Raw genomic sequence first — 20,280 nt, forward strand, 5'->3', positions numbered from 1 at the left:
TAATACGCCAACATTTCAAGTGCTGTAATTAATCGTCCGCGGATATCACTGGGCGGAAACATCCACCACACTGAAAAGCCGATGGCTCCACAACCCACTGAATTCGCGAAGCACGCTCACACGCGAATCCGCCACGTCGAGTTGCGCTTCCAGATGTGATCGCTGCGCAGCGATCCACTCTCTATTTGCATCGAGGTAATCAATGTAGCCAATCGCCCCTTCCTGATACAGGGCTTTGGCCGTATTGAATGCCGTTCTGGACGCAATCAACGCCTGCTCACTGGCACTTTCGGAACGGGCACTTTGGGTGAAGTGCTCGGCTGCTATCCTCGCCTGCCCAACCGCATTCACCACCGTTTTCCGATAGGCCACATATTGAGCCTCAGTACGGGCAGACTGAACGTCAACCTGTTTCAAAAGCATTGGATAGCTGAGCACCGCCCATGAAATACGTGGCACAGCGCTCCAGACACCCGCAAAACCATCACCCCCGGATTCGATGTTACTCACCCCGCCAAAGCCTTCCACTGAAACCTGAGGATATAGCTCAGCAACTGCGGCCTCGGACAGAGCAGCCTGTTGCGCCAACTCCGCCAGCGCGGCAGAAATGTCAGAGCGTGCCTGAATCGCCTGGGCGAAATTCGAGCCTATGGGTAATGCCTGCGCTTTAAGCAGCGTTTCCGGGGCAGCGTTCAGAATCACCCTTTCCGGGTCCTGCCCCAGCAGAAGGGCCAATCCGGTGCGTGTGCGATATTGATCAGATATGGCCACCGGTAACATCGCGCGCTGTTGATGATACAGAGTTTCTGCTCGAGCCAGATCAAGCCGGGGAGACAACCCTGCGTCTACCCGGTTGTTTATCAGTGCGAGACTGGCTTCGAGTGCCCGCATATCAGATTCAATCAATGCAACCTGCTGACGGGCAGATTCCCAACGCAGGTAAGCCTGAACAACGCCCACCGTAACTTCTTTAATAACGTTACGTTTCCGGGCTTGAGCATTGGCAACACCAGCCTCTCTTGCATCAATTACCGACCGTATCCGGCCAAAAAGATCCAGCTCCCACCTGACCTGCGCGCCTGAAACCGAAGACTCCAGTCTAGTGCCATCGCGCTCTGAAATACTGTACTCAGCAATGCCGCCACCTTGAGGCAAAAGCTCTGATTCACTAACGCCCAGGGTCGCAAGTGCTTCCTGTAAGCGCATGTCTGTCGCCTGAAGGTCCAGGTTCACCGTGTGTGCCAGGTCCACAAGATGATTGAGTTGCCCATCATTCAGGGCTTCCCACCACCGGCTTAGCTGGTTGTTCGTCTGCGCATCATCAACAGAGAATGTCAGCCCGTTCAGGTATTGTTGAGTGTAATCCACCTTCCCGCTGTGATCCGGAAGACTGGCACACCCAGCCAGAACCACCAGAGTTGCGACCACCGCCAGCCCCTTAATATGCAGCATTATGCTGTCTCCTCTCTATCTGTGGCCTGGAGTGCGCCTTCTTTCTTCGCCCGAGTCATTACGGAATAGAACACGGGAGTAAACAGCAGGCCAAAGGCGGTAACACCAATCATCCCTGAAAACACTGCAATGCCCATCGCGTGACGCATTTCAGCGCCAGCTCCGGTGGCAAGCATCAATGGCACAACCCCGGCCGTAAACGCGATGGAGGTCATCAGAATAGGCCTGAGACGTAAACGGCAAGCTTCAACAATGGCTTCAAGGTGTGATTTGCCCTGCAGGTTTTGATCGCGGGCGAATTCAACCATCAGAATGGCATTTTTACTGGCAAGGGCTACCAGAACGATCAACCCGATCTGGGTGAAGATATTGTTGTCGCCACCAGTAAGGGATACGCCCAGCAGAGCGGACAACAATGTCATGGGAACAATCAGAATGATGGCAAATGGCAGCTTAAGGCTCTCGTACTGAGCAGCCAGAACGATAAACACCAGCAATATCACCAACGGGAAGATATACACCATCGTGTTACCCGCCAGAACCTGCTGGTAGGTTACCTCTGTCCACTCATAGTCCATGCCTTCCGGCAGCGTGTCCGCCAATACCTGCTCTATGGCCAGGCGGGCCTGTTCAGAGCTGAATCCCGGAGCCGGGCTACCGTTCAATTCGGCACTCGGGTAGCCGTTGTAGCGCATCACCCGGTCCGGTCCGGTGGTGGACACTGCGTTCATTACGGCCGCCAGGGGCACCATCTGGCCCTTGGCATTACGGACTTTCAGGCTCAGGATATCCTCAGGGTCCAGCCGGTTTTCCGCTTCAGCCTGGGCCATTACCTGATACGTGCTGCCAAACATATTCACGTCATTCACATACACAGAGCCCAGATAAGTCTGCAAAGTGCTAAACACGGATTCCAGTGGAATGCCCTGCAGAAGCGCTTGTTCGCGATCAATTTCAAGATCCAGCTGGGGAACCTGAACCCGAAAGCTTGAATACAGACCAACCAACTCGGGATGTTTTTGAGCATTGGCTACAACGCTCTGCAGTGTAGTAAACAGCGCCTCAAAGCCCTTATTGTCGCGATCCTCAATCTGCAGCTTGAAGCCACCGGTGGTGCCAAGGCCCAGAATCGGTGGTGGTGGGAATACCGCAACAAAGCCTTCATCAATCCGCGAAAACTGTTCATTCAGTTTGCCGGCAATGGCGCCTGCTGACAGATTTGGTTCTCCGCGCTTCGAGAAGTCATCCAAAGGTACAAAGATGACCGCGCTGTTTGGGCTATTTGTGAAGCCATTAACCGAAAGTCCCGGAAATGCAACGGTGTTGGCAACGCCCGCAGTTGCCAACGCAATGGACTCCATCTCACGGACCACGCTGGTAGTCCGGTCAAGGCTGGCAGCATCAGGGAGTTGCGCAACAGCCACCAGATATTGTTTATCCTGCGCGGGGATAAATCCGCCGGGCACCTGGTTAAACAGGTGGCCAGAAAACGCTGTCAGGCCGATATACACAACACCAACAATCGCGCTGTAACGAATCAGCTTTTTTACCAGCTTCTCGTAGCCCGCGCCGCTGGCATCAAACAGGCGGTTAAACGGCTTGAACAGAAAGCGACCAAAGACGAAGTTCAGGCCACGGGTCAGGCGATCCGGCTTTTCATGTTCACCTTTCAGAAGCAGCGCTGAGAGCGCTGGCGACAAGGTGAGTGAATTAAATGCTGAGATCACGGTAGAGATGGTGATAGTGAGAGCAAACTGCTTGTAGAACTGGCCGGAAAGACCGGTAATGAATGCCGTCGGGATGAACACGGCACAGAGCACCAAAGCAATGGCAATGATCGGACCGGTGACCTCGGTCATCGCCACTTTGGTGGCTTCCCTTGGTGATAAGCCCTTATGAATATTCCGCTCAACATTTTCCACCACGACAATTGCATCATCTACCACAATGCCGATGGCCAGAACCATCCCGAATAACGACAGCGTATTGATGGAAACACCGAGCCACTGCATTACGCCAAAAGTGCCGATAAGGGATACAGGAACAGCAACCAAAGGAATGATTGACGCTCTCCAGGTCTGCAGAAACAGAATGACCACGAGTACAACCAGCGCCACCGCTTCAAGCAAGGTCATAATGACTGCATCAATCGAGCCGCGAACAAACACCGTCGGGTCGTAAGCTACCTCATAGGAAACACCTTCCGGAAAATTCCCGGACAGCCTTTCCATGGTCGCCCGCACATCATCGGACAGCTCAATGGCATTGGACCCAGGGCGCTGGAAAATTGGCATGGCTACCGCAGGCTGCCCGTCGAGCATAGCCCGCAATGCGTAGGTGTTTTGTCCCAGTTCAATCCGTGCCACGTCTCCCAGGCGGGTAACGGCGCCCTCGTCGCTCACTTTGATAACAATGTCGCGGAACTCCTCAAGAGTCGACAAACGTCCGCGCACATTCAACAAAACCTGAAACTGGTTTTCGTTCGGTGAAGGCTGGGCACCCAGAGAACCAGCCGCCACTTGCCGGTTCTGTGCGCGAATAGCAGCAACAACCTCAGAAGCGTTCAGGCTGAGAGAGGCAAGGTCGTCTGGGCGAAGCCAGACTCGCACAGCATATTCTCCGCCACCAAACAGCCGAACGTCACCAACGCCACCCAAGCGGGCGATATGATCTTTTACATTCAGTTCTGCATAGTTCGACAGATAAGTGATATCGCGGGAGTCATCTGGCGAGAACAGGTGAACGACCATAGACAGGTTCGGTGACGATTTCTCGGTCACCACACCCAGGCGTTGCACTTCCTCAGGCAACCGGGGTAACGCACTGTTTACCCGGTTCTGTACCTGTACCTGCGCCTTGTCCAGGTCGGTTCCCAGGGCAAAGGTTGCTGTGAGCGTCATCCGGCCATCGGATGTGGCCTGGGATGACATATAAAGCATGTTTTCCGTGCCGTTGATTTCATCCTCCAGCTGAGAGGCGACAGTTTCCGCAATCACCTTGGGATTGGCGCCGGGGTAATTGGCGGTCACTACCACCGTTGGCGGAACCACCTCCGGGTATTCACTGATGGGAAGCTGAAAAAGCGAGATGCCGCCTCCAATCAGAATGATCAGGGAAAGCATCGCTGCGAAGATTGGGCGGTCGATAAAGAAGTGGGCAAATTTCATTGTCAGTACTCTTATCGGGTCGCCGCAGCGGTTTGCGTGTTATTCAACAACTGAGCGTTCAGGGTGAGTTGCAGGTCATGGGTGTCCATATCTACCTCAACTGGGTTAATGGTCATGCCCGGGCCGACTTTGGCCGTCCCATTAATGACCACACTCACACCCTCCGCCAGACCACTTTCAATCACACGATAGTCACCAAACCGCTCACCCAGAGACACTTGTGTGTAAGTCGCCTGATTGTCCTCATTCACTGTCAGCACAAACTTGTTCCCAAGGTCCGTGGCGATAGCGCGATCAGGCACCAGCACCTTTGCACTGGCTTTAGCCACAGCTAGGCGGACGCGGGCAAAAGCTCCAGGTAACAGCTGACCTTCTTCATCGGGTAGCACCGCGCGAATTCGCAGTGTGCCGGAGCTTTCGTCAATGACGTTGTCGACAAAATCGATAACACCACGATGGGGGTATCCCTCTTCACCGATCAGTTGAACCACCACCGGTGCGCTAATAGCGTTTTCCCGTTTACTGTAGTGGCGGTACCAGGTGCGTTCTTCCATGTTGAAATAGGCATAGCGCTGCTGCTGGGACGAGATGTTGGTCAACAGACTTTGATTGGCAGATATAGTATTACCGGCAGTGATCTCTGCACGGGAAATAGTACCGGCGATCGGTGCCCGGATAGACGCGTAACTCAGATCAAGTTCAGCCTGCGTCAGACGAGCCTTTATGGAGTTCACATCAGCCCGGCGCTGCTGAGCAACTGACTGGCGCAGTTCTGCCTGCTCTTTGGAGATGGCTTGCTGTTGAATCAGGCGCTTAGCCCGATTGTATTCGTTTTCAGCCTGGCGCACGGCTGCGCTAGCACTGGCCAATTCTGCGCTAAGCTGATCAACACGAGCGGCAAGATAACGGCTATCCAGAGTAATAAGCAGGTCATCTTTTTTGACCGCCTGACCCTCAACGAAGTGTATGGCCTCTACAACCCCCGAAATGCGCGGACGTAACGCAACCTGTTCTGGGGCCTCAATACGGGAGGTATAGGTTTTCCAGGGCTGCACATCAAAAGACCGGGCTTTCAGCACCTCAATAGACGGTGCCTGACCTTGGGGCGGGCTGGCCTGGGCGGTCTCAGCGAGGTCACAACCTGCAAGCAATAGTGTTGTTGCAGTTATCAGCGCCAGTAATGGGATTTTCATGAGTAACCTCTGAGACTTTACTATTTTGAAAGAGGAAATCATGAGAGAACTATTGGCGAAAATGCCCCACCCAGCTCCTCTCATGAGGTTTGCGTGGGCGCATTATTCCTTCAGGCGGGATCAACGAATAATCATGAACCGGCATTTGCAATATCACCGGAAATGATGAGTCAGGATAATTACTGCGGTTAATCGGGCAATGTCAGCGTCAGCGGGTGCTCGACTGACGGCCACAGGGAGAATTTGTCATGACATCATGCCAGCGCTCCTGAAGGAGTCGCTCAATGTGATCCCGGATCCAGATCACTCCGGGATCTCTGTCATGGCGGGCATGCCAGACCAGATAGAGGCTGGTAGGGTCAACGTCAAATGGCAGATCGCCCATCCACAGGCCATTCACAAAACCACAATCCTGACTGATCATTTCCGGAACCGAGGCAATCAGATTGGTTTCTCTCAATATCTCGGGGACGATGGAAAAATGATTGACTGTGGCAGCAATGCGTCGACTTTTGCCTTTCTGATCCAGATAACTGTCCACGAAACCATGCGCATCTCCGGACATGCTTACCAGTAAATGCCGGGCTTCCAGAAACTCGTCCATGGTTATCTGCTTACCAGCAAGCGGGTGATCCGCTCGCATGGCCAAAGCATAACCCCCATCAAATAACCAACTGCTACGAAGACTATGATCGTGGTGATTCAGCACACCAACAGCGAGGTCCACATGGGCTTCACGTAAAGCATCGTGGGTGCCCTCTGGGGTATATGGCACTGCATGCAGATCGATGCCCGGTGCTTCACGTTCAAGCAACTCAATCAACTGGCGCCAGATCAGTTCAACGATCACGTCAGTCGCGGCGATGCGGAATTTCCGTCGTGAATCGGCTGGCTCGAACTGGGTCGCGTGTACCGCATTGGTCAGGGCAAACATTGGCCCGCCAACCTGATCCCAGAGGCTTCTTGCGTAAGAGGTTGGCTCGATATTGCGCCCTTTGCGAACGAAGAGAGGATCATTCCAGACATGCCTCATCCTGGAAATTGCGTTGGAGACTGCCGGTTGGGTCATCGAGAGCCTTTCGGCTGCGCGGGTGACAGAGCGTTCAGTCATGATCGCATCAAAGATATAGAGCAGTTGAAGCTCTTGAGTTTTCATCGCTAAAGTACCTGGGCAGGAGGAGCCGTTTTCCAGTCTGAACGGTAAAAGGTGCCGTCGCAACTGCGGTGAACCGGCAAGCCACATTCCGGGGAAACTAAAGTGAAAAAGCCTCCGGAGACGGAGGCTTTTTCATCTGTTGCTATAAGTGCCCTTTAACAAAGGTTCGAAGCTCGCTCAGGCTGCCGGCACCAGTCTGCTGTGCAATCACATCGCCATTCCGGAAAAGAACCAGCGTGGGTATGCTCCGGATTTTCATAGTCGCTGCAACTTGCGGACTGTCATCAACATTTACCTTGGCTACGACCAACTGGTCACCGAACTCGTCAGCGATTTCTTCAAGAAGCGGCGCCACTGCTTTGCATGGGCCGCACCACGGCGCCCAGAAATCCACCAGGACAGTCTGTTGATTGCCAATTACTGCATCTTCAAAATTTGCATCAGTCACATGAACCATGTCTGTCATTTCTATACTCCGATTATTGATTCAGCTTAAAGATGCGCCCGATTGACCGGTATAACTAATTTGGAGCAGGTATAGTTCGTATTTACCTGAGTGATAACTCCCGGTGTATCAGGAGGCCCCCAGCCTCTTACTGAGCACCAACCCTCCCCAAGCCAGGGTGCGGTTGCCTTTGCCACTCCTGATTTCGGAACTCTGAACCCGTAGGACATAGCTCAATTCCGTACCCGCCCAAAAGCTATGGGTGTAACCGGCCCAAACTTCAGCAAGCAGGATATTCAGGTCATTTGCGCCAAGCTCATGGTCGGAATCACGGAACTGGCCTTGCAATAAGGCGTTGTAGGCGCGGGCTTTGACTGACATGCCGCCCCAGAAATAGTCTTCCCGGCCTCCCGGCGTTGATACCGATGGGGCACGCTCTCCATAGGCCATCAACTCCGGGTTAAAACGATTGTCCGGCGATGAGATAAGTCCATCGCGAAATACCAGTGCAGCTCCGAACTCAGTCAGATAGCCGACTGAGCCAAAATATGTGACTTTGAATTTCCGGTCAGGCTGACTTGCATTCAGGTACTGGTGATAGGCTGCAGAATAGCGAAGAGTCGGCTCTCCTCCCTCTGAAATCTGGTGCCCCCAACCCTCGGCCCGCTCACTCCCGATCGCCTTATGGATAGTATTCTGGCCGGATTTAAATACATCAAGACCCAGCGCCCCGACAGTCAATGACGTAGTCCACCCAGCCCCGGATCCCGGCTGCTGGTAGCTGCGACTTGAGGAGATGTACACAAGGCTGCTGTATGGTCGATCATCCCTATCGATCGTCTTTGCTTCTATTTTTTCCGGCGTAAATCCATAAGCGCCAAACTCCAGCGCCGTACTCACAGGCTTTAATGGAAGCTGGAAAAACCCACCGAGTAACCTCTGGTCAATATTGCCGGTCGCCCGTGAGAACACATTATTGCTGAACCCGTCTGAATTCGAGGAATAGGTTATTGAAACTCCGGCGGTATAGTCTCTGTCGGTCTGAGTTGGGGCGAAAAGGTCGTTGTCGGTGGAGATTGCCAGCACCGAACCTGTGTTTTCTGCATAGGCTGTCGTTGAAAAAATCGCAAAAACAAATGAAATGGCAAGTGAACGGCTTAGCATGGCCAACTCCGAGGTATCAATGGTCGGAAAAAAGTTGGCGCTATTCTTGAGGTGGCGAACCGGTAAAACTAATCAGTTATACAAATTTCAATTATCACGGCTGGTGATAGATAGGTATTTTTACGACCATCGCTGCCCTGTCGAGGCTCCCATAATTATTTATAACCTACATCATCTTAACAACGTAACTTGATGTATTAAAAGTATTTATATGTTTTTATTTTGAGTGTGAAAGCTACCAGCCAACAAAATTGCAAATATAGAGATGAGCAACGAAACATCATACTGAGTGATATTTCCCATACCGTTTGAAAATTATTCACCAGTGAATCCGATCTGCATAATTCGCTGCAACTGAGGTCGCACAGGTTGACGACTTCAATACGAGTATCAAATCAAAACTGTACTGGGGAATTTGTTATGCGCAACATTGCACTGATCACCATCGCCTCTCTCGCCGCCGTCGTTGCCCTGCCTGCACAGGCAAGCCTTGCCGACCGTAAATCAGACGTAGTTATTGAAGCGCCGGCGCATCCAGCGCCGTATTCAGGCCAAGTCGTTATTCGCGGAGAGATTCAGTCGGATGAAGGCACTTACAAATCTGCGCAACCAGCACCATACAGCGGCCAGGTTGTTATTCGTGGACAAGTCCAGCCAGCAAGCCACGGCTAGATAGAAACAGTTTCTTTGCGAGGCACCAGGGACGGTGCGTTTTCCAATCAATCCGCGTCCATGCGCTATTGGTCAACAAGCAGACGAAAGGATTTACAGCTTGACGTCGGTGGCAACCAAGGGTTTTACACCAGGTTTCCGGCTCCTGGCCATAAGCAGCAACACACTTCCTGCCAACATCGCAGCTGCTGCGGCATAAAGCCCGGCGGCATAATCACCATTGTATTCACGGAGCAGGCCAGTAATTGCCGGAGCAATGATCTGGGCAGATCCAAACGATATGGTCATTTTTCCCATGAATTTTGCGGGTCGCGAAGGATAAAATCGCCCTGCCATAGTCAGTACAAGGCAAACAATGCCAACAAAAGTCCCGCCAAAAAGAATCGCTCCCAACATGGTTAACAGAATACTGGGCTCAATCACCGGTAAAAGAATACCTGCCGTTTGGAGCAGGCTCGCAGCGATCAGCGCATTCAGGGTACCAAATCGCCGGGCTATCAGGTCCCAGAGAATGGCACTCGGAGCTGCCGCCAGCCCCATGACTAAAAAGGCCCATACCCCCTTCCCTTCCAACCCGGGAAGCTCATCAACAAGGGCCACAATAAAAGTGGCACTCACGACATAACCAATTCCAGCACAGAAATAGGCAATGGTGAAAAGCTTCAGAAAAACAGGGTCCGGCGGGGAATCTTTCATTGCCTGATGGTTTGCAGGCACAGGTTCTGGCCGTGGCAACCACCCCCATGCCGGGACAAGAATCACAGCGCCAATGGCAGTCAGCACCAGCCATTGCTGGCGCCAGTCAAATACGGAACTCATCAGTTCAACCGCAACGGCGCACAGAATCATTCCGAGTCCAACGCCGCTGAACTGAATGCCGAGCTCACTACGATGGTTGTTCCGGATCAGCCAGTTAAGAACCAGTCCCGAACCAATCAACATGCCGGCTGCACAGCTAAGTCCTGCCAGAAAACGAAAGATTGCCCAGAGCCAGATATTCTCAGTCAGCCCCATTCCCGCAGTGGTAACAAGCGCCGCCACCAGGCCAATGCGATACAGGCGATCCTTCAGAGCCAGATCACTGATCATGGAAGCAACTATCGCCCCGACGAGATACCCCAGGTAATTTATTGATGCCAGCCATCCCCCTTCTGCTGGCCCCAACCCGGCACTTTCCTGCATAACAGGCAGCAAAGGGGTGTAAGAAAAGCGGGATATACCCATGACCAGAATCAGGTTTAGCACCCCTGCGGTCAGTACCTTGTAACGTTGTACAGGATCAGCCATACATGCCTCAGTGCTTCTTGAATGTCAGGCCGGACGGGGTTGTTTATAGTCGTGCCCCTTCTTCAACCAGTGGTGGTACTGGTAAAAGCGTATCCCAGCAAATACCATAGATAAAATCGATTATTTATATACCTACCACAACCATTGGTTATGACATGGAGCTACAGCAACTGAGATTGTTTCTTGCGGCCGCGGAATCCGAAAGTTTTACCCGGGGAGCCAAACGGGCTTTCGTTTCCCAACCGGCTCTCTCTGCTTCAATCGCAAAACTGGAAGCCGAACTTGGCGTAAAGTTATTTACACGAAACAAGCGCAACGTCGTGTTAACGCCAGCCGGCAGAACGCTTTTCGAACGTGCCACGCGCATAGTCGGGGAATGCAATAAAGCCCGCGATGAACTGAAGCATCATGGCCAGCAGCGCAGGGTAAGACTTGGCGTTATCAACACCTTATCCATTACCCATGTTGCCCGCCTCATTGAGCCCTACCGCCGTGAGAATCCCGGGCTCAAGTTGCAGGTATTTGACGCAACCATGGAAGAAATGGAGGAATTTGCCGGAAGCGGCCGGATTGATATGGCGTTAACCCTGCTTGGTGACCGCCCAGGACACCACCACTTTACTCATACGAAACCCTTGTTTTCCGAGTCTTACAAAGTAGCCATGTCAGTCCATCACCACCTGTGCGAGGTGCCATCTTTAAGTTTTGAGGATCTGGGAAAAGAGCCCTTTATCTCCCGCTCTCATTGTGAATACCGGTTCATGCTGAAAGACCTGCTGAGATCGTCCGGAGTGCGGCTGAATGTCGCATACGTTACCAACCAGGACGACCGTGCTTTGTCACTGGTCGAACAGGGGGTTGGAATTGCAATCGTTCCCGAGCACTACGACTCACCGAATATCATAAAACGTCCGCTTTCAGGGTTGTCGGCAGTCAGGTCAGTTGGTTTTGAATGGGGAGCAAGTGACAATGAACAGGAAATCAATCAATTTGTCGATTTTGCATCTACCGTTCGATGGCCGTATTAAAAGTTGTGTGGGATTCACCTGCCTCCGGGGCAGTCATTGAATGACTACACTGATAATAACCTGGCGTTCTTGATGTAAGTCTGTGATTGCTCTATCTTGAAATTAATGCTGTGCTTGAGGAAGCGGCCCCAAACCAACAGGAAATTGAACAAGCAATATGATAAAAAACCGCACATCTACCAAGGATTCTGTTCATCTATTGCTCGATGCGGTAGACGCGATTTCTGTTCAGGGTTATGACGAGGAACGGAAAGTCACCTATTGGAACAGAGGTAGTGAATTTTTATATGGCTACACCGAGGAAGAGGCCCTGGGAAGGCGTCTGGAGGACCTGATCATTCCTGAAGAAATGCGCGATGCTGTTATTACAGCGCATAAAAACTGGATCAATGAAGGCATAGAGATTCCCGCAGCTGAGCTTACCCTTAGAAATAAAACCGGCGAAGATGTGAACGTATTTTCAAGTCATGCCTTTTTTATTAACAATAAAAGAAAGCATGAAATGTTCTGCATTGACATTGACTTGTCTGAGGTAAAAAAAGCCAAAGACGAAGCAGTTTTCAAGGAAAATATGCTCGAAGCCGTATTTGAGGCGACTCCCGATTTATTTTTCCTGATGGAAAAAGATGGAACTGTTATTGACTATCATGCCGGCGACCACAAACATCTCTACGTCCCCCCCAAGGCATTTATCGGAAAAAATATCTCAAAGTTACTCCCTGGAAAAATTGCAGATAGCTTTATAATACACATTGAAAAAACAATAAATGAACAAAGCATGTCGATTTTTGAATATTATTTAGACATGCCCCACGGCACCATTTATTTTGAAGCAAGATTCAATTACCTGAAAACATACCAGCAGGTAGTTATAATTGTCCGGGATATAACCGATCAACACAAATCAGCAGAAACAATAAAAAGACATGCCTATTTCGACTCATTAACCTTGCTTCCAAACCGATTCTTGTCGCTTGACCGTTTATCAGAAATGCTCAAGGATGCGAAAAGAAGTAACGAAAAAACCGCCGTTCTTTTTCTTGACCTCGACGACTTCAAAAAAGTAAACGATTCTCTTGGTCATGAAGTTGGCGACAAGATACTTGTTGAAGCCGCTAACAGGCTGACACAGGCAGTAAGGAAATCGGATACGGTCGGTCGCCTGGGTGGCGACGAATTCATTATATTACTTCGGACATTATCAGACGAGATCAATGTAATAGAAATTTCTGAAAGCTTACTGAACGTTTTCAGAAAACCTTTTAATATTGACGGAAGAGAGCTTGTTCTGACATTAAGTATTGGAATTGCAACATATCCTGAAAATGGAAACAGTGCGTCTGAATTATTACGCAATGCTGATACCGCAATGTACCAGGCAAAAACTTCAGGGCGCAATACATATTCATTTTTCACGAAAGAAATGAATGACATTATGCTGCGCCGCTTCGAAATAGAAGAGCAATTAAATAACGCTCTGGAAAACAATGAACTTGAAGTATATTACCAACCAAAATACAGTGTAAAGGACCGAAGCATTGTTGGCGCAGAAGCGCTGATTCGGTGGCACAGCCCCTCCCTCGGAAATATAACACCAGACGAATTCATCCCGATTGCAGAGCATACCGGCTTGATATCGCCCATAGGTAGCTTCGTGATCAAAGAATCTCTTGCATTTTTGAGTGCATGGAGACGAGCACATAGAAAAGACTATACAATTGCAGTTAACCTGTCTCCCCGCCAGTTTCGGGATACGGATTTAATTGGTTTTATCAAAAGCTCCCTTGAGAATTCTGAAATCAAGCCTGAAAGCCTGGAGTTTGAAATTACAGAAGGCTTGCTGATGGCCAGAAGCTCATACATTGACGATACATTAAAAGAGCTACATAAACTGGGCGTTAAATTGTCAATGGATGACTTCGGAACAGGGTATTCGTCACTAAGTTATTTAAGAGAGTACCCATTTGACATATTGAAAATTGACCGAAGCTTTATAAGTGGAATTTCCTTAAAAAAAGAAGATTGCGATCTTGTAAAAGCAACCATTGCAATGGCACACAGTCTGGGATTGCAGGTTGTTGCTGAAGGTGTGGAGTTACACGAACAACTTATCATTCTGGATAGTTTAGGATGCGATTTAGTTCAGGGATATTATTTCAGTAAACCCGTACCTGCAAATGAGCTCCTTGGACTTCAGGACTCCTCAAGTAACTCTTCCATTGCCTAGGTACAGGCCCTCACAGAAATAAGGGAATGCGCCTCTCCTATTTCAGCCCAGTGCGTAATACGTTGCTTGTCGCCGTCCCAGAAATATTTCAGATGTGGCCCCTGTACCGGGATAGATACAGCGTTAGGTTTGAATGCCGCTATACACTCACTCCCCGGGTGCCGGACGCTGTTGTATAACAACCCGTTTGACCCTTTGTTGCGCCATCGACGCGCAAATTTCTGGCTCAGGACATAGTCATTAACGTCGGGATTATGCAGATCTGTAAATTCCGGCCCACGGATATCATGCATCTGTGATGTCACGCTGCCAATATAGGCTCTCATGGTGAGTTCTATAGAGTCTTCATTGGCTGCTGCCAATTCCCGCTCTTTGTGAAATACAGTCTCCCGAATTGCTGCCTCAAGAGTGTTTGCGGCGTAATAGACTCCAAAATGTCTGTCAGCAAAACGGCTTCCGAATCCAAGGTGCGTGAACGATGCCATCACAGGCGTGCTTCCGGGGCCGCTGACCCGGTCACCAGGAGGTACCAGAGCGATATCCCCGGCTTCATCAAGCAGGCGGGGGTTGGTCATTCCCTCAATCTCGAATGCCAGCTCAAATTCTTCTGGTTCGTAGATGCGCTCAAAAAGGTCTATTGGCGGATAGTGACTGGGTATAATCCGGTAGGTTTCCCACTCAGGAAGGAACAGCGGAGGGGTGGAAAACATCACCAACCCCGCTTGGCATCGAAATACTGGCGGGCCAGCATCAGATTCATCATTGAGCCTTGAGTCATGAATTCCATGGCCGACTTGCCGCAAAACGGAACTTCAGATGTTTTTAACCGGATTCTGCGGTTGGCCCGTTCATGGGTCGGGTACAACAACTGCAAAGCCTTGTAGATACCAAGGATGTAACTGATGCGCTCCATGGTGTCATTGGAAAGCTTGACCGGGTTGAGCTTCGCATAATTATAAAGCGTAGTTCTGGAAGGACCGCCAAGAAGTTTGCTCCGCTCTTCTGTACTGCACCCCCACTCTTCTGTAACCCGGAAGAACCCCTTTAATGCCACGCGCCCTTTCTCAGCTTCATGGTCACCATGTTCGGTTCTACGTTCAACGATTGCTGTCATGGTACCCCCTCGACGCTATATTGTTCACATATTTACAATATATCATCTTTTGTAAAAACCTACACTCTTTTGGGAGGCCAGTTTACTGGCCCAGAGCCCCGGTGTGCACCATCCGACGTTATCACTCCCGCCCTGATTTCAGAGCTTTACGGGGTTACCTGCGACCTGATCCAGGATCCTGAAAGCAGGCGCCCTGTTCTCGTCAATATTCAACGTGTTCGCTGTATACTGGATAAAGACTGCATCTCTTGACGAGAAAATTCCTGACGACTTTCTGGACTACCAAAATGTTATCTATCAGATTGTTACAAGGCTCAGCTCAACTACTCCTTGATGTTACCAGCGGGGTTACCCAGATTGTCGAAAGGATGCATCACACTATTGCAAGAGAGGTAAACCCGCTCAACCGACTGCGCGACATCGCAGGTATACCTTCCGAGGAACGCCAGGGTCGTCGCACCTACCAGATCATTCAGTCGACCACATCCCTGCTGCAGCATGGACTGCACCGGTCACTTGATGAATTCTCAGCGCAGGAAGAACCCTCAAGTTCCACACAAAGCGTGAAAATCATAGCTGCATTGAACGGTGTGTGTGGGGATCACCTTGAAGCCAGTAACAACCCTCTGGCCATCCAAATGCATTTCCGGAACAGTCACGGCGAGAAACTACAGCTGAACCAGGAAAATACGGGCACCAGGATTCCAGATATCAGTCCACGCATTGTTGTATTGATTCACGGGCTATGTCTCTCACATGAGTACTGGAAAGGCGGCAGCAAGGAGAACCTGGGCGAGGAGCTTCAGCGCGCACGTGGTTTTACTCCTTTGTATCTCTACTACAATAGCGGAAGACATATTTCTAACAATGGCAAAGAGTTAGCGCAACAACTTCAGGATCTGGTTGATGCCTGGCCGGTGCAGGTTGAAGAGTTGGTCCTGATTGGGCATAGCATGGGCGGGCTGGTTATCCGCAGTGCCTGCTGGCATGCCACTGAGCTCAGTCTGCCCTGGACCGGGCTATTGAAAAGCGCCCTGTATCTTGGCTCACCCCACCACGGCGCAGCGCTCGCCAAAGCCGGAAATCTGGTGACATTTATTATGAACAAATTCCGCTACGCCAGCCCTTTTGCACTGGGGCAGCACACCAGCGCAGGCATCAAGGATCTGCGGCATGGAAACCTGCTGGATGACGACTGGAAAGGCATAGATCAGGACGACTTCCACCCGGACCACCGTATCCCGGTTCCATTACTGGATGGGACCCGGCACTATTTCCTGGCCGCGGTTATCGGCAATAGTGTGTCGGATTTTCCCAGCACCATGCTGGGAGACCTTCTGGTCCGGCTGGATAGCGCCAAAGGGCATCATTCTGATGTATCACGAAGTCTGCCCATAAGCCCGGGAGACTGCCGCGTGTTCAACAAACTCAATCATCTCGACCTGCTCGACAACAAAGTGGTGCACGATCAGATACTGGAGTGGCTGTCCTGAACACCAGCTTTTAGTCCTGACTTTCCTTCAGAATCAGCGCCATCAGCTCTGACGCCGGCAGCTCCCGTGCCAGAGGGGCACCCTGCCCGGCCCACTGTGCAGCAAATTCGTGGTTGCCGCGCTTTGAAGCGGCAGCATTGAGACGCTTGGTCGCATCATAGGCAACAGGATAGTCGGCTGGCCGCGGGCTGTTTTCCGCCTCACCGAACGAGATCAGCCGGTTGACCATCCCTCGGGCCGGGCGTCCCGAAAGCACTTTTGTTAACCGTGTTTCTGCAGCTCTATCGCTTTTGAGAGCCTCGCGGTATGCCTGATTCGCGGATGACTCCGGGCACAATATAAAAGCAGTTCCCAGCTGAACAGCAGTAGCACCCGCTTTCAGTGCGGCATTCATTGCGTAACCATCCATAATCCCACCGGCGGCAACAATAGGCAGAGATGTCTGACTGGCAAGCAGCCGCACCAGCACCGAGGTACTCAGGCACTCATCGGTTGCATCGGGGTTGAACATGCCTCTATGGCCGCCTGCTTCGATACCCTGGGCGACGATGACATCAATTCCGGCCTTTTCAATTTTCGCTGCTTCAGAAGGGCTCGTAGCCGTTGCCATAGTGCAGATACCGGCTTTTTTGAATGCCTCCAGGTATTCAGCCGACGGGAGACCAAAGTGAAAGCTGACAACTGCCGGCTTCAATTCGAGCAGCATTTTCAGGGTATGGCCGTCTTCAGTAAATGAGGTATAGATTTCGCTCAGCGAATCCGGCAACTCTGTACCCGCTTCGGCAAACAAGGGGGCCAGATGTTCCAGCCAGGCAGTTTCTATGTCCACATCACGATGGGCCGGCTGATGACAGAACACATTTACATTAATCGGCCCGGAAGTAAGAGCCTGGGTCTGCTCAATCATTTCCCGTGCCTGAACGGTTGAGCTCGCACCAATCCCCAATGATCCAAGCCCGCCAGAATCAGTAACGGCTGCAGCCAGTTGAGGCGTGGCTACACCGGCCATCGGTGCCTGAACAATTGGATGCCGGATACCTAGCCGATTCAGAAATTTTTCACGCGGATTCATGGATATTTCCTGCTCATCAATGAGTAACAACTATGCAGTGTCCGGAAAACCAAACAACAGTGTATGCAAATCCAGACACATCAAGCAGAAAGAATACAATAAAATCATATAAAACAACATGCTAACAAAGCGGTGTACTTTTTGCATACACATTTCCAGGCTATCAGCCCGATCAGCATTCAAACAAAAAATAAATAAGGGTCAGTACATGCGTCTGCTCATTCTAGCCTTACTACTCGTAAGTCCGTTGTGTTTCAGCAAGACCGTAGTCGTCATCCAGAGCTATCACGCTGAATACAAGTGGGATAGTGATTATATTGTTGCCATTAAATCTGTATTGGGAGACAAACACGACGTCACATTCCTTGAACTGGACACAAAGCGCTTAACCCAATCAGAGTGGCCACAGCAAGTCGCCCTCATCAAGAAATCAGTAGCAGAAATCAAGCCGGACATTGCCATTTTAGGCGATGACAATGCATTTTCATTGATGGCACAGCACCTGGTCGACCAGGAAATTCCGGTTGTGTTTTTCGGCGTGAATGGCACCCCGGTTCAACACCCTGCCCTTGAACACCCGTTGGTTACAGGCGTTCTTGAGCGTCCGTTTTTTGCACAAAGCGTCCGCCATCTACGGAAAGTTCTCCCGAGTAATGAACGCTTTCTGATTCTGATGGATGATTCAATTACCATGCGCAATGCCGTAAACGATTACTTCGGAGACGCCCGCCAGGCAAAGCTTCATGGTTCCGAACTCGATATCCTGCTGACAAATGACAAAGACACCTGGCTCAGCGCCGTTGAGAATGCGCACACGCAATATGACGCCATCATCGTAGGTACTCACCATACTATTCGGGACAGCGAGAGTAACTATGTATTACCAGACCAGCTGATCAATCAGGCCTACCACAGTTCACGGATTCCGATATTTTCATTCTGGGATATTTCTATCGGGCCTCAGCAGGGTGTGGGCGGGTTTACGGTTTCGGCTTACCAGGAAGGCCTTACGGGGGCCCGCCTTGCATCTTTAGTCCTCAACGGCATAAAGCCCGACCGTGTACCACAGGTCAAATCTCTTAGCGGCCACTACGTCTATAGCAGAAGCGGCATGAAGCACTGGAACATATCACTTTCATCATTGATTTCCAGCCAGTCGAGCTTTGTCGACTAGCGCCCTGAAAGATAAGCCGCCTCATAATTTTCATAGGGGTCTTTGACAAACAGCTAATTACAGACAAAGGTTCAGAGGTATAGCATGGCCGAAAGCCAAGGAGCGCGTTAAACGCATTCAGTGCGCTGCGCTCCCCAATCGGAAACACCTAGGATTTTGCGAATGACCTTTGCACGCATTGCCGGTACTGGCTCTTACCTGCCAGAGAATGTTGTTACAAACAAAGACCTCGAAAAGATGGTTGATACCACGGACAACTGGATTCGTGAGCGTACGGGTATCGAGCAACGGCATATTGCCATTGAAGGCCAGACAACCGTAGACCTTGCGGAACAGGCCGCTCTCAAGGCCATAGAGGCGGCTGGCATCGATGCCAACGATATAGATCTGATCATTTTCGCCACCTCTACCCCGGACAAGATTTTTCCGAGCTCCGCATGCATTCTGCAGGCACGACTGGGCATCCACGGATGCCCGGCTTTCGATATACAGGCCGTCTGCAGCGGCTTTGTCTATGCACTCTCGGTAGCGGACAAGTTCATAAAGACCGGTGCCAGTAAAAAGGCACTGGTGATAGGCGCTGAAGTGTTTTCCCGCATCATCAACTGGGAAGACCGTGGCACCTGCGTACTTTTTGGTGATGGTGCAGGTGCAGTAATCCTAGAAGCTCATGAGGAAACAGGAATTCTCTCGACGCATATCCATGCGGATGGCCAGTATGAAGAACTCCTGCATGTTCCCTGCGGTATTGCCGACGGATACGACCAGTTAAAGGCCGGGCGCGCATTTGTGGAAATGAAAGGTAATGAAGTCTTCAAGGTTGCCGTCAATACGCTTGGCAAGATTGTGGACGAGACCCTGGCAGCCAACCAGATGCAAAAGTCTGATATCGACTGGCTGGTACCCCACCAGGCAAACCTTCGTATTATCTCGGCCACTGCGAAAAAACTGAGCATGTCGATGAACCAGGTGGTCGTTACTGTGAACAAACATGGCAACACTTCTGCTGCGTCGATTCCTCTGGCGCTCGATGTAGCTGTGCGGGACGGGCGAATCAAGAGGAATGATGTGGTGATGCTGGAAGCCTTTGGTGGCGGCTTCACCTGGGGTTCTGCACTGCTGCGCTACTGACATCGAAGGTCCTTCCGCTACCCTGCGGACTGATTGCTTTTACCGCTGTTGGGTGTATTTCTCCATGACAGTCAGCTACACTGTGTTTTTATACAGTAAAGCAGACATTCACTGCGAGGAATGACCATGGCGGTACAAGCAGTCTATTTTTCCGATAGGGACGGCCTGGATATGGCATTAAAAAATCCTGAGACCATGCTTTTCACATCAAAAGCAGACGCCGATGCCAGAGACAAAATACTGGAGCTGGCGGAAGAAATTCAGGTTTTCCTGACCAGGAAGGTGGAAGGTCTGGGCGATGATATGGCCGAAAAATGCGCTATGGCCATCGCCGAAGACAAAGACCTCTTTCAGAGGGCCATGAAAAAGCCGGAACTTCTGAACACTGCCCAGGAATAACCCGGGCAGTTTTCCATACGCTGCTGTCAAACCACTCCAGTTAACCATTCAGGCCAGTAACTCTGGTATAAATGGCCATGCCTCCGGTGCCACCGGATACGTATAC

At 50.9% G+C, this 20,280-nt stretch carries 17 protein-coding genes; 7 read left to right on the plus strand and 10 right to left on the minus strand.

Going from position 1 to position 20,280, the window contains the following annotated elements:
• Positions 1 to 45: 45 nt before the first annotated feature.
• The 6 genes from CPA50_RS07955 to CPA50_RS07980 form a co-directional block, all read right to left on the minus strand.
• Positions 46 to 1,452, minus strand: a complete 1,407-nt coding sequence (locus CPA50_RS07955) for a TolC family protein (protein WP_096781862.1) — start codon at positions 1,450 to 1,452, stop codon at positions 46 to 48.
• Positions 1,452 to 4,619 carry an efflux RND transporter permease subunit gene (locus CPA50_RS07960; protein ID WP_096781863.1) on the minus strand — a complete coding sequence of 1,056 codons (3,168 nt, stop codon included), beginning with the start codon at positions 4,617 to 4,619 and terminating at the stop codon, positions 1,452 to 1,454. Before CPA50_RS07960 ends, CPA50_RS07955 begins: the two co-directional genes overlap by 1 nt.
• An 11-nt stretch (positions 4,620 to 4,630) precedes the next feature.
• Positions 4,631 to 5,812 carry an efflux RND transporter periplasmic adaptor subunit gene (locus CPA50_RS07965; protein WP_179397168.1) on the minus strand — a complete coding sequence of 394 codons (1,182 nt, stop codon included), beginning with the start codon at positions 5,810 to 5,812 and terminating at the stop codon, positions 4,631 to 4,633.
• A 208-nt stretch (positions 5,813 to 6,020) separates the two neighbouring features.
• Entirely contained in the window at positions 6,021 to 6,968 is a 948-nt protein-coding gene (locus CPA50_RS07970; RefSeq protein WP_096781865.1) for a LysR family transcriptional regulator, read from the minus strand.
• Positions 6,969 to 7,110: 142 nt separating this feature from the next.
• On the minus strand, positions 7,111 to 7,434 hold the full coding sequence (trxA, locus tag CPA50_RS07975; protein ID WP_096781866.1) for a thioredoxin: 324 nt from the start codon (positions 7,432 to 7,434) through the stop codon (positions 7,111 to 7,113).
• Positions 7,435 to 7,542: 108 nt separating this feature from the next.
• Positions 7,543 to 8,577: a lipid A deacylase LpxR family protein gene (locus CPA50_RS07980; RefSeq protein ID WP_096781867.1), complete on the minus strand. Its 1,035-nt coding sequence runs from the start codon at positions 8,575 to 8,577 to the stop codon at positions 7,543 to 7,545.
• Positions 8,578 to 8,997: 420 nt separating this feature from the next.
• Here CPA50_RS07980 and CPA50_RS07985 point away from each other — a divergent pair, with 420 nt between their 5' ends.
• Positions 8,998 to 9,249: a hypothetical protein gene (locus CPA50_RS07985; RefSeq protein WP_096781868.1), complete on the plus strand. Its 252-nt coding sequence runs from the start codon at positions 8,998 to 9,000 to the stop codon at positions 9,247 to 9,249.
• A gap of 93 nt (positions 9,250 to 9,342) precedes the next feature.
• On the opposite strand, the gene CPA50_RS07990 is transcribed toward CPA50_RS07985, so the two are convergent.
• Complete coding sequence (locus CPA50_RS07990) at positions 9,343 to 10,536, minus strand: YbfB/YjiJ family MFS transporter (RefSeq protein ID WP_096781869.1); 1,194 nt, start codon at positions 10,534 to 10,536, stop codon at positions 9,343 to 9,345.
• Between the two features lie 155 nt (positions 10,537 to 10,691).
• Here CPA50_RS07990 and CPA50_RS07995 point away from each other — a divergent pair, with 155 nt between their 5' ends.
• Positions 10,692 to 11,564, plus strand: a complete 873-nt coding sequence (locus CPA50_RS07995) for a LysR family transcriptional regulator (protein ID WP_096781870.1) — start codon at positions 10,692 to 10,694, stop codon at positions 11,562 to 11,564.
• Positions 11,565 to 11,721: 157 nt separating this feature from the next.
• Positions 11,722 to 13,791, plus strand: a complete 2,070-nt coding sequence (locus CPA50_RS08000; RefSeq protein ID WP_096781871.1) for a bifunctional diguanylate cyclase/phosphodiesterase — start codon at positions 11,722 to 11,724, stop codon at positions 13,789 to 13,791.
• Here CPA50_RS08000 and CPA50_RS08005 read toward each other — a convergent pair.
• Together CPA50_RS08005 and CPA50_RS08010 are read right to left on the minus strand one after the other, a co-directional pair.
• The gene (locus CPA50_RS08005) at positions 13,788 to 14,501 is read right to left on the minus strand and encodes an RES family NAD+ phosphorylase (protein WP_096781872.1); all 714 of its coding nucleotides are present in this window, start codon (positions 14,499 to 14,501) and stop codon (positions 13,788 to 13,790) included. The genes CPA50_RS08000 and CPA50_RS08005 overlap by 4 nt on opposite strands.
• Complete coding sequence (locus CPA50_RS08010; RefSeq protein WP_096781873.1) at positions 14,501 to 14,905, minus strand: antitoxin Xre-like helix-turn-helix domain-containing protein; 405 nt, start codon at positions 14,903 to 14,905, stop codon at positions 14,501 to 14,503. The genes CPA50_RS08005 and CPA50_RS08010 overlap by 1 nt, the downstream gene beginning before the upstream one ends.
• 287 nt (positions 14,906 to 15,192) lie before the next feature.
• Between CPA50_RS08010 and CPA50_RS08015 the strand changes: the two genes are divergently transcribed.
• Positions 15,193 to 16,398 (plus strand): esterase/lipase family protein, encoded by a 1,206-nt coding sequence (locus CPA50_RS08015; protein WP_096781874.1) that lies wholly within the window; start codon positions 15,193 to 15,195, stop codon positions 16,396 to 16,398.
• Positions 16,399 to 16,408: 10 nt separating this feature from the next.
• Here CPA50_RS08015 and CPA50_RS08020 read toward each other — a convergent pair whose 3' ends face one another.
• Positions 16,409 to 17,470 (minus strand): NAD(P)H-dependent flavin oxidoreductase, encoded by a 1,062-nt coding sequence (locus CPA50_RS08020; RefSeq protein WP_096781875.1) that lies wholly within the window; start codon positions 17,468 to 17,470, stop codon positions 16,409 to 16,411.
• Positions 17,471 to 17,678: 208 nt separating this feature from the next.
• Here CPA50_RS08020 and CPA50_RS08025 point away from each other — a divergent pair, with 208 nt between their 5' ends.
• From CPA50_RS08025 to CPA50_RS08035, 3 genes are all read left to right on the plus strand, one after another.
• A complete protein-coding gene (locus tag CPA50_RS08025; RefSeq protein WP_096781876.1) occupies positions 17,679 to 18,644 on the plus strand; it encodes an ABC transporter substrate-binding protein in 966 nt (321 codons plus the stop codon).
• A 162-nt stretch (positions 18,645 to 18,806) separates the two neighbouring features.
• A complete protein-coding gene (locus CPA50_RS08030; protein WP_096781877.1) occupies positions 18,807 to 19,775 on the plus strand; it encodes a beta-ketoacyl-ACP synthase III in 969 nt (322 codons plus the stop codon).
• Positions 19,776 to 19,901: 126 nt separating this feature from the next.
• Entirely contained in the window at positions 19,902 to 20,174 is a 273-nt protein-coding gene (locus CPA50_RS08035) for a YebG family protein (RefSeq protein WP_096781878.1), read from the plus strand.
• Positions 20,175 to 20,280: the final 106 nt, after the last annotated feature.

Origin of the sequence: Marinobacter sp. ANT_B65 (assembly GCF_002407605.1) — a bacterium.
In the GTDB taxonomy this organism is placed as follows: domain Bacteria; phylum Pseudomonadota; class Gammaproteobacteria; order Pseudomonadales; family Oleiphilaceae; genus Marinobacter.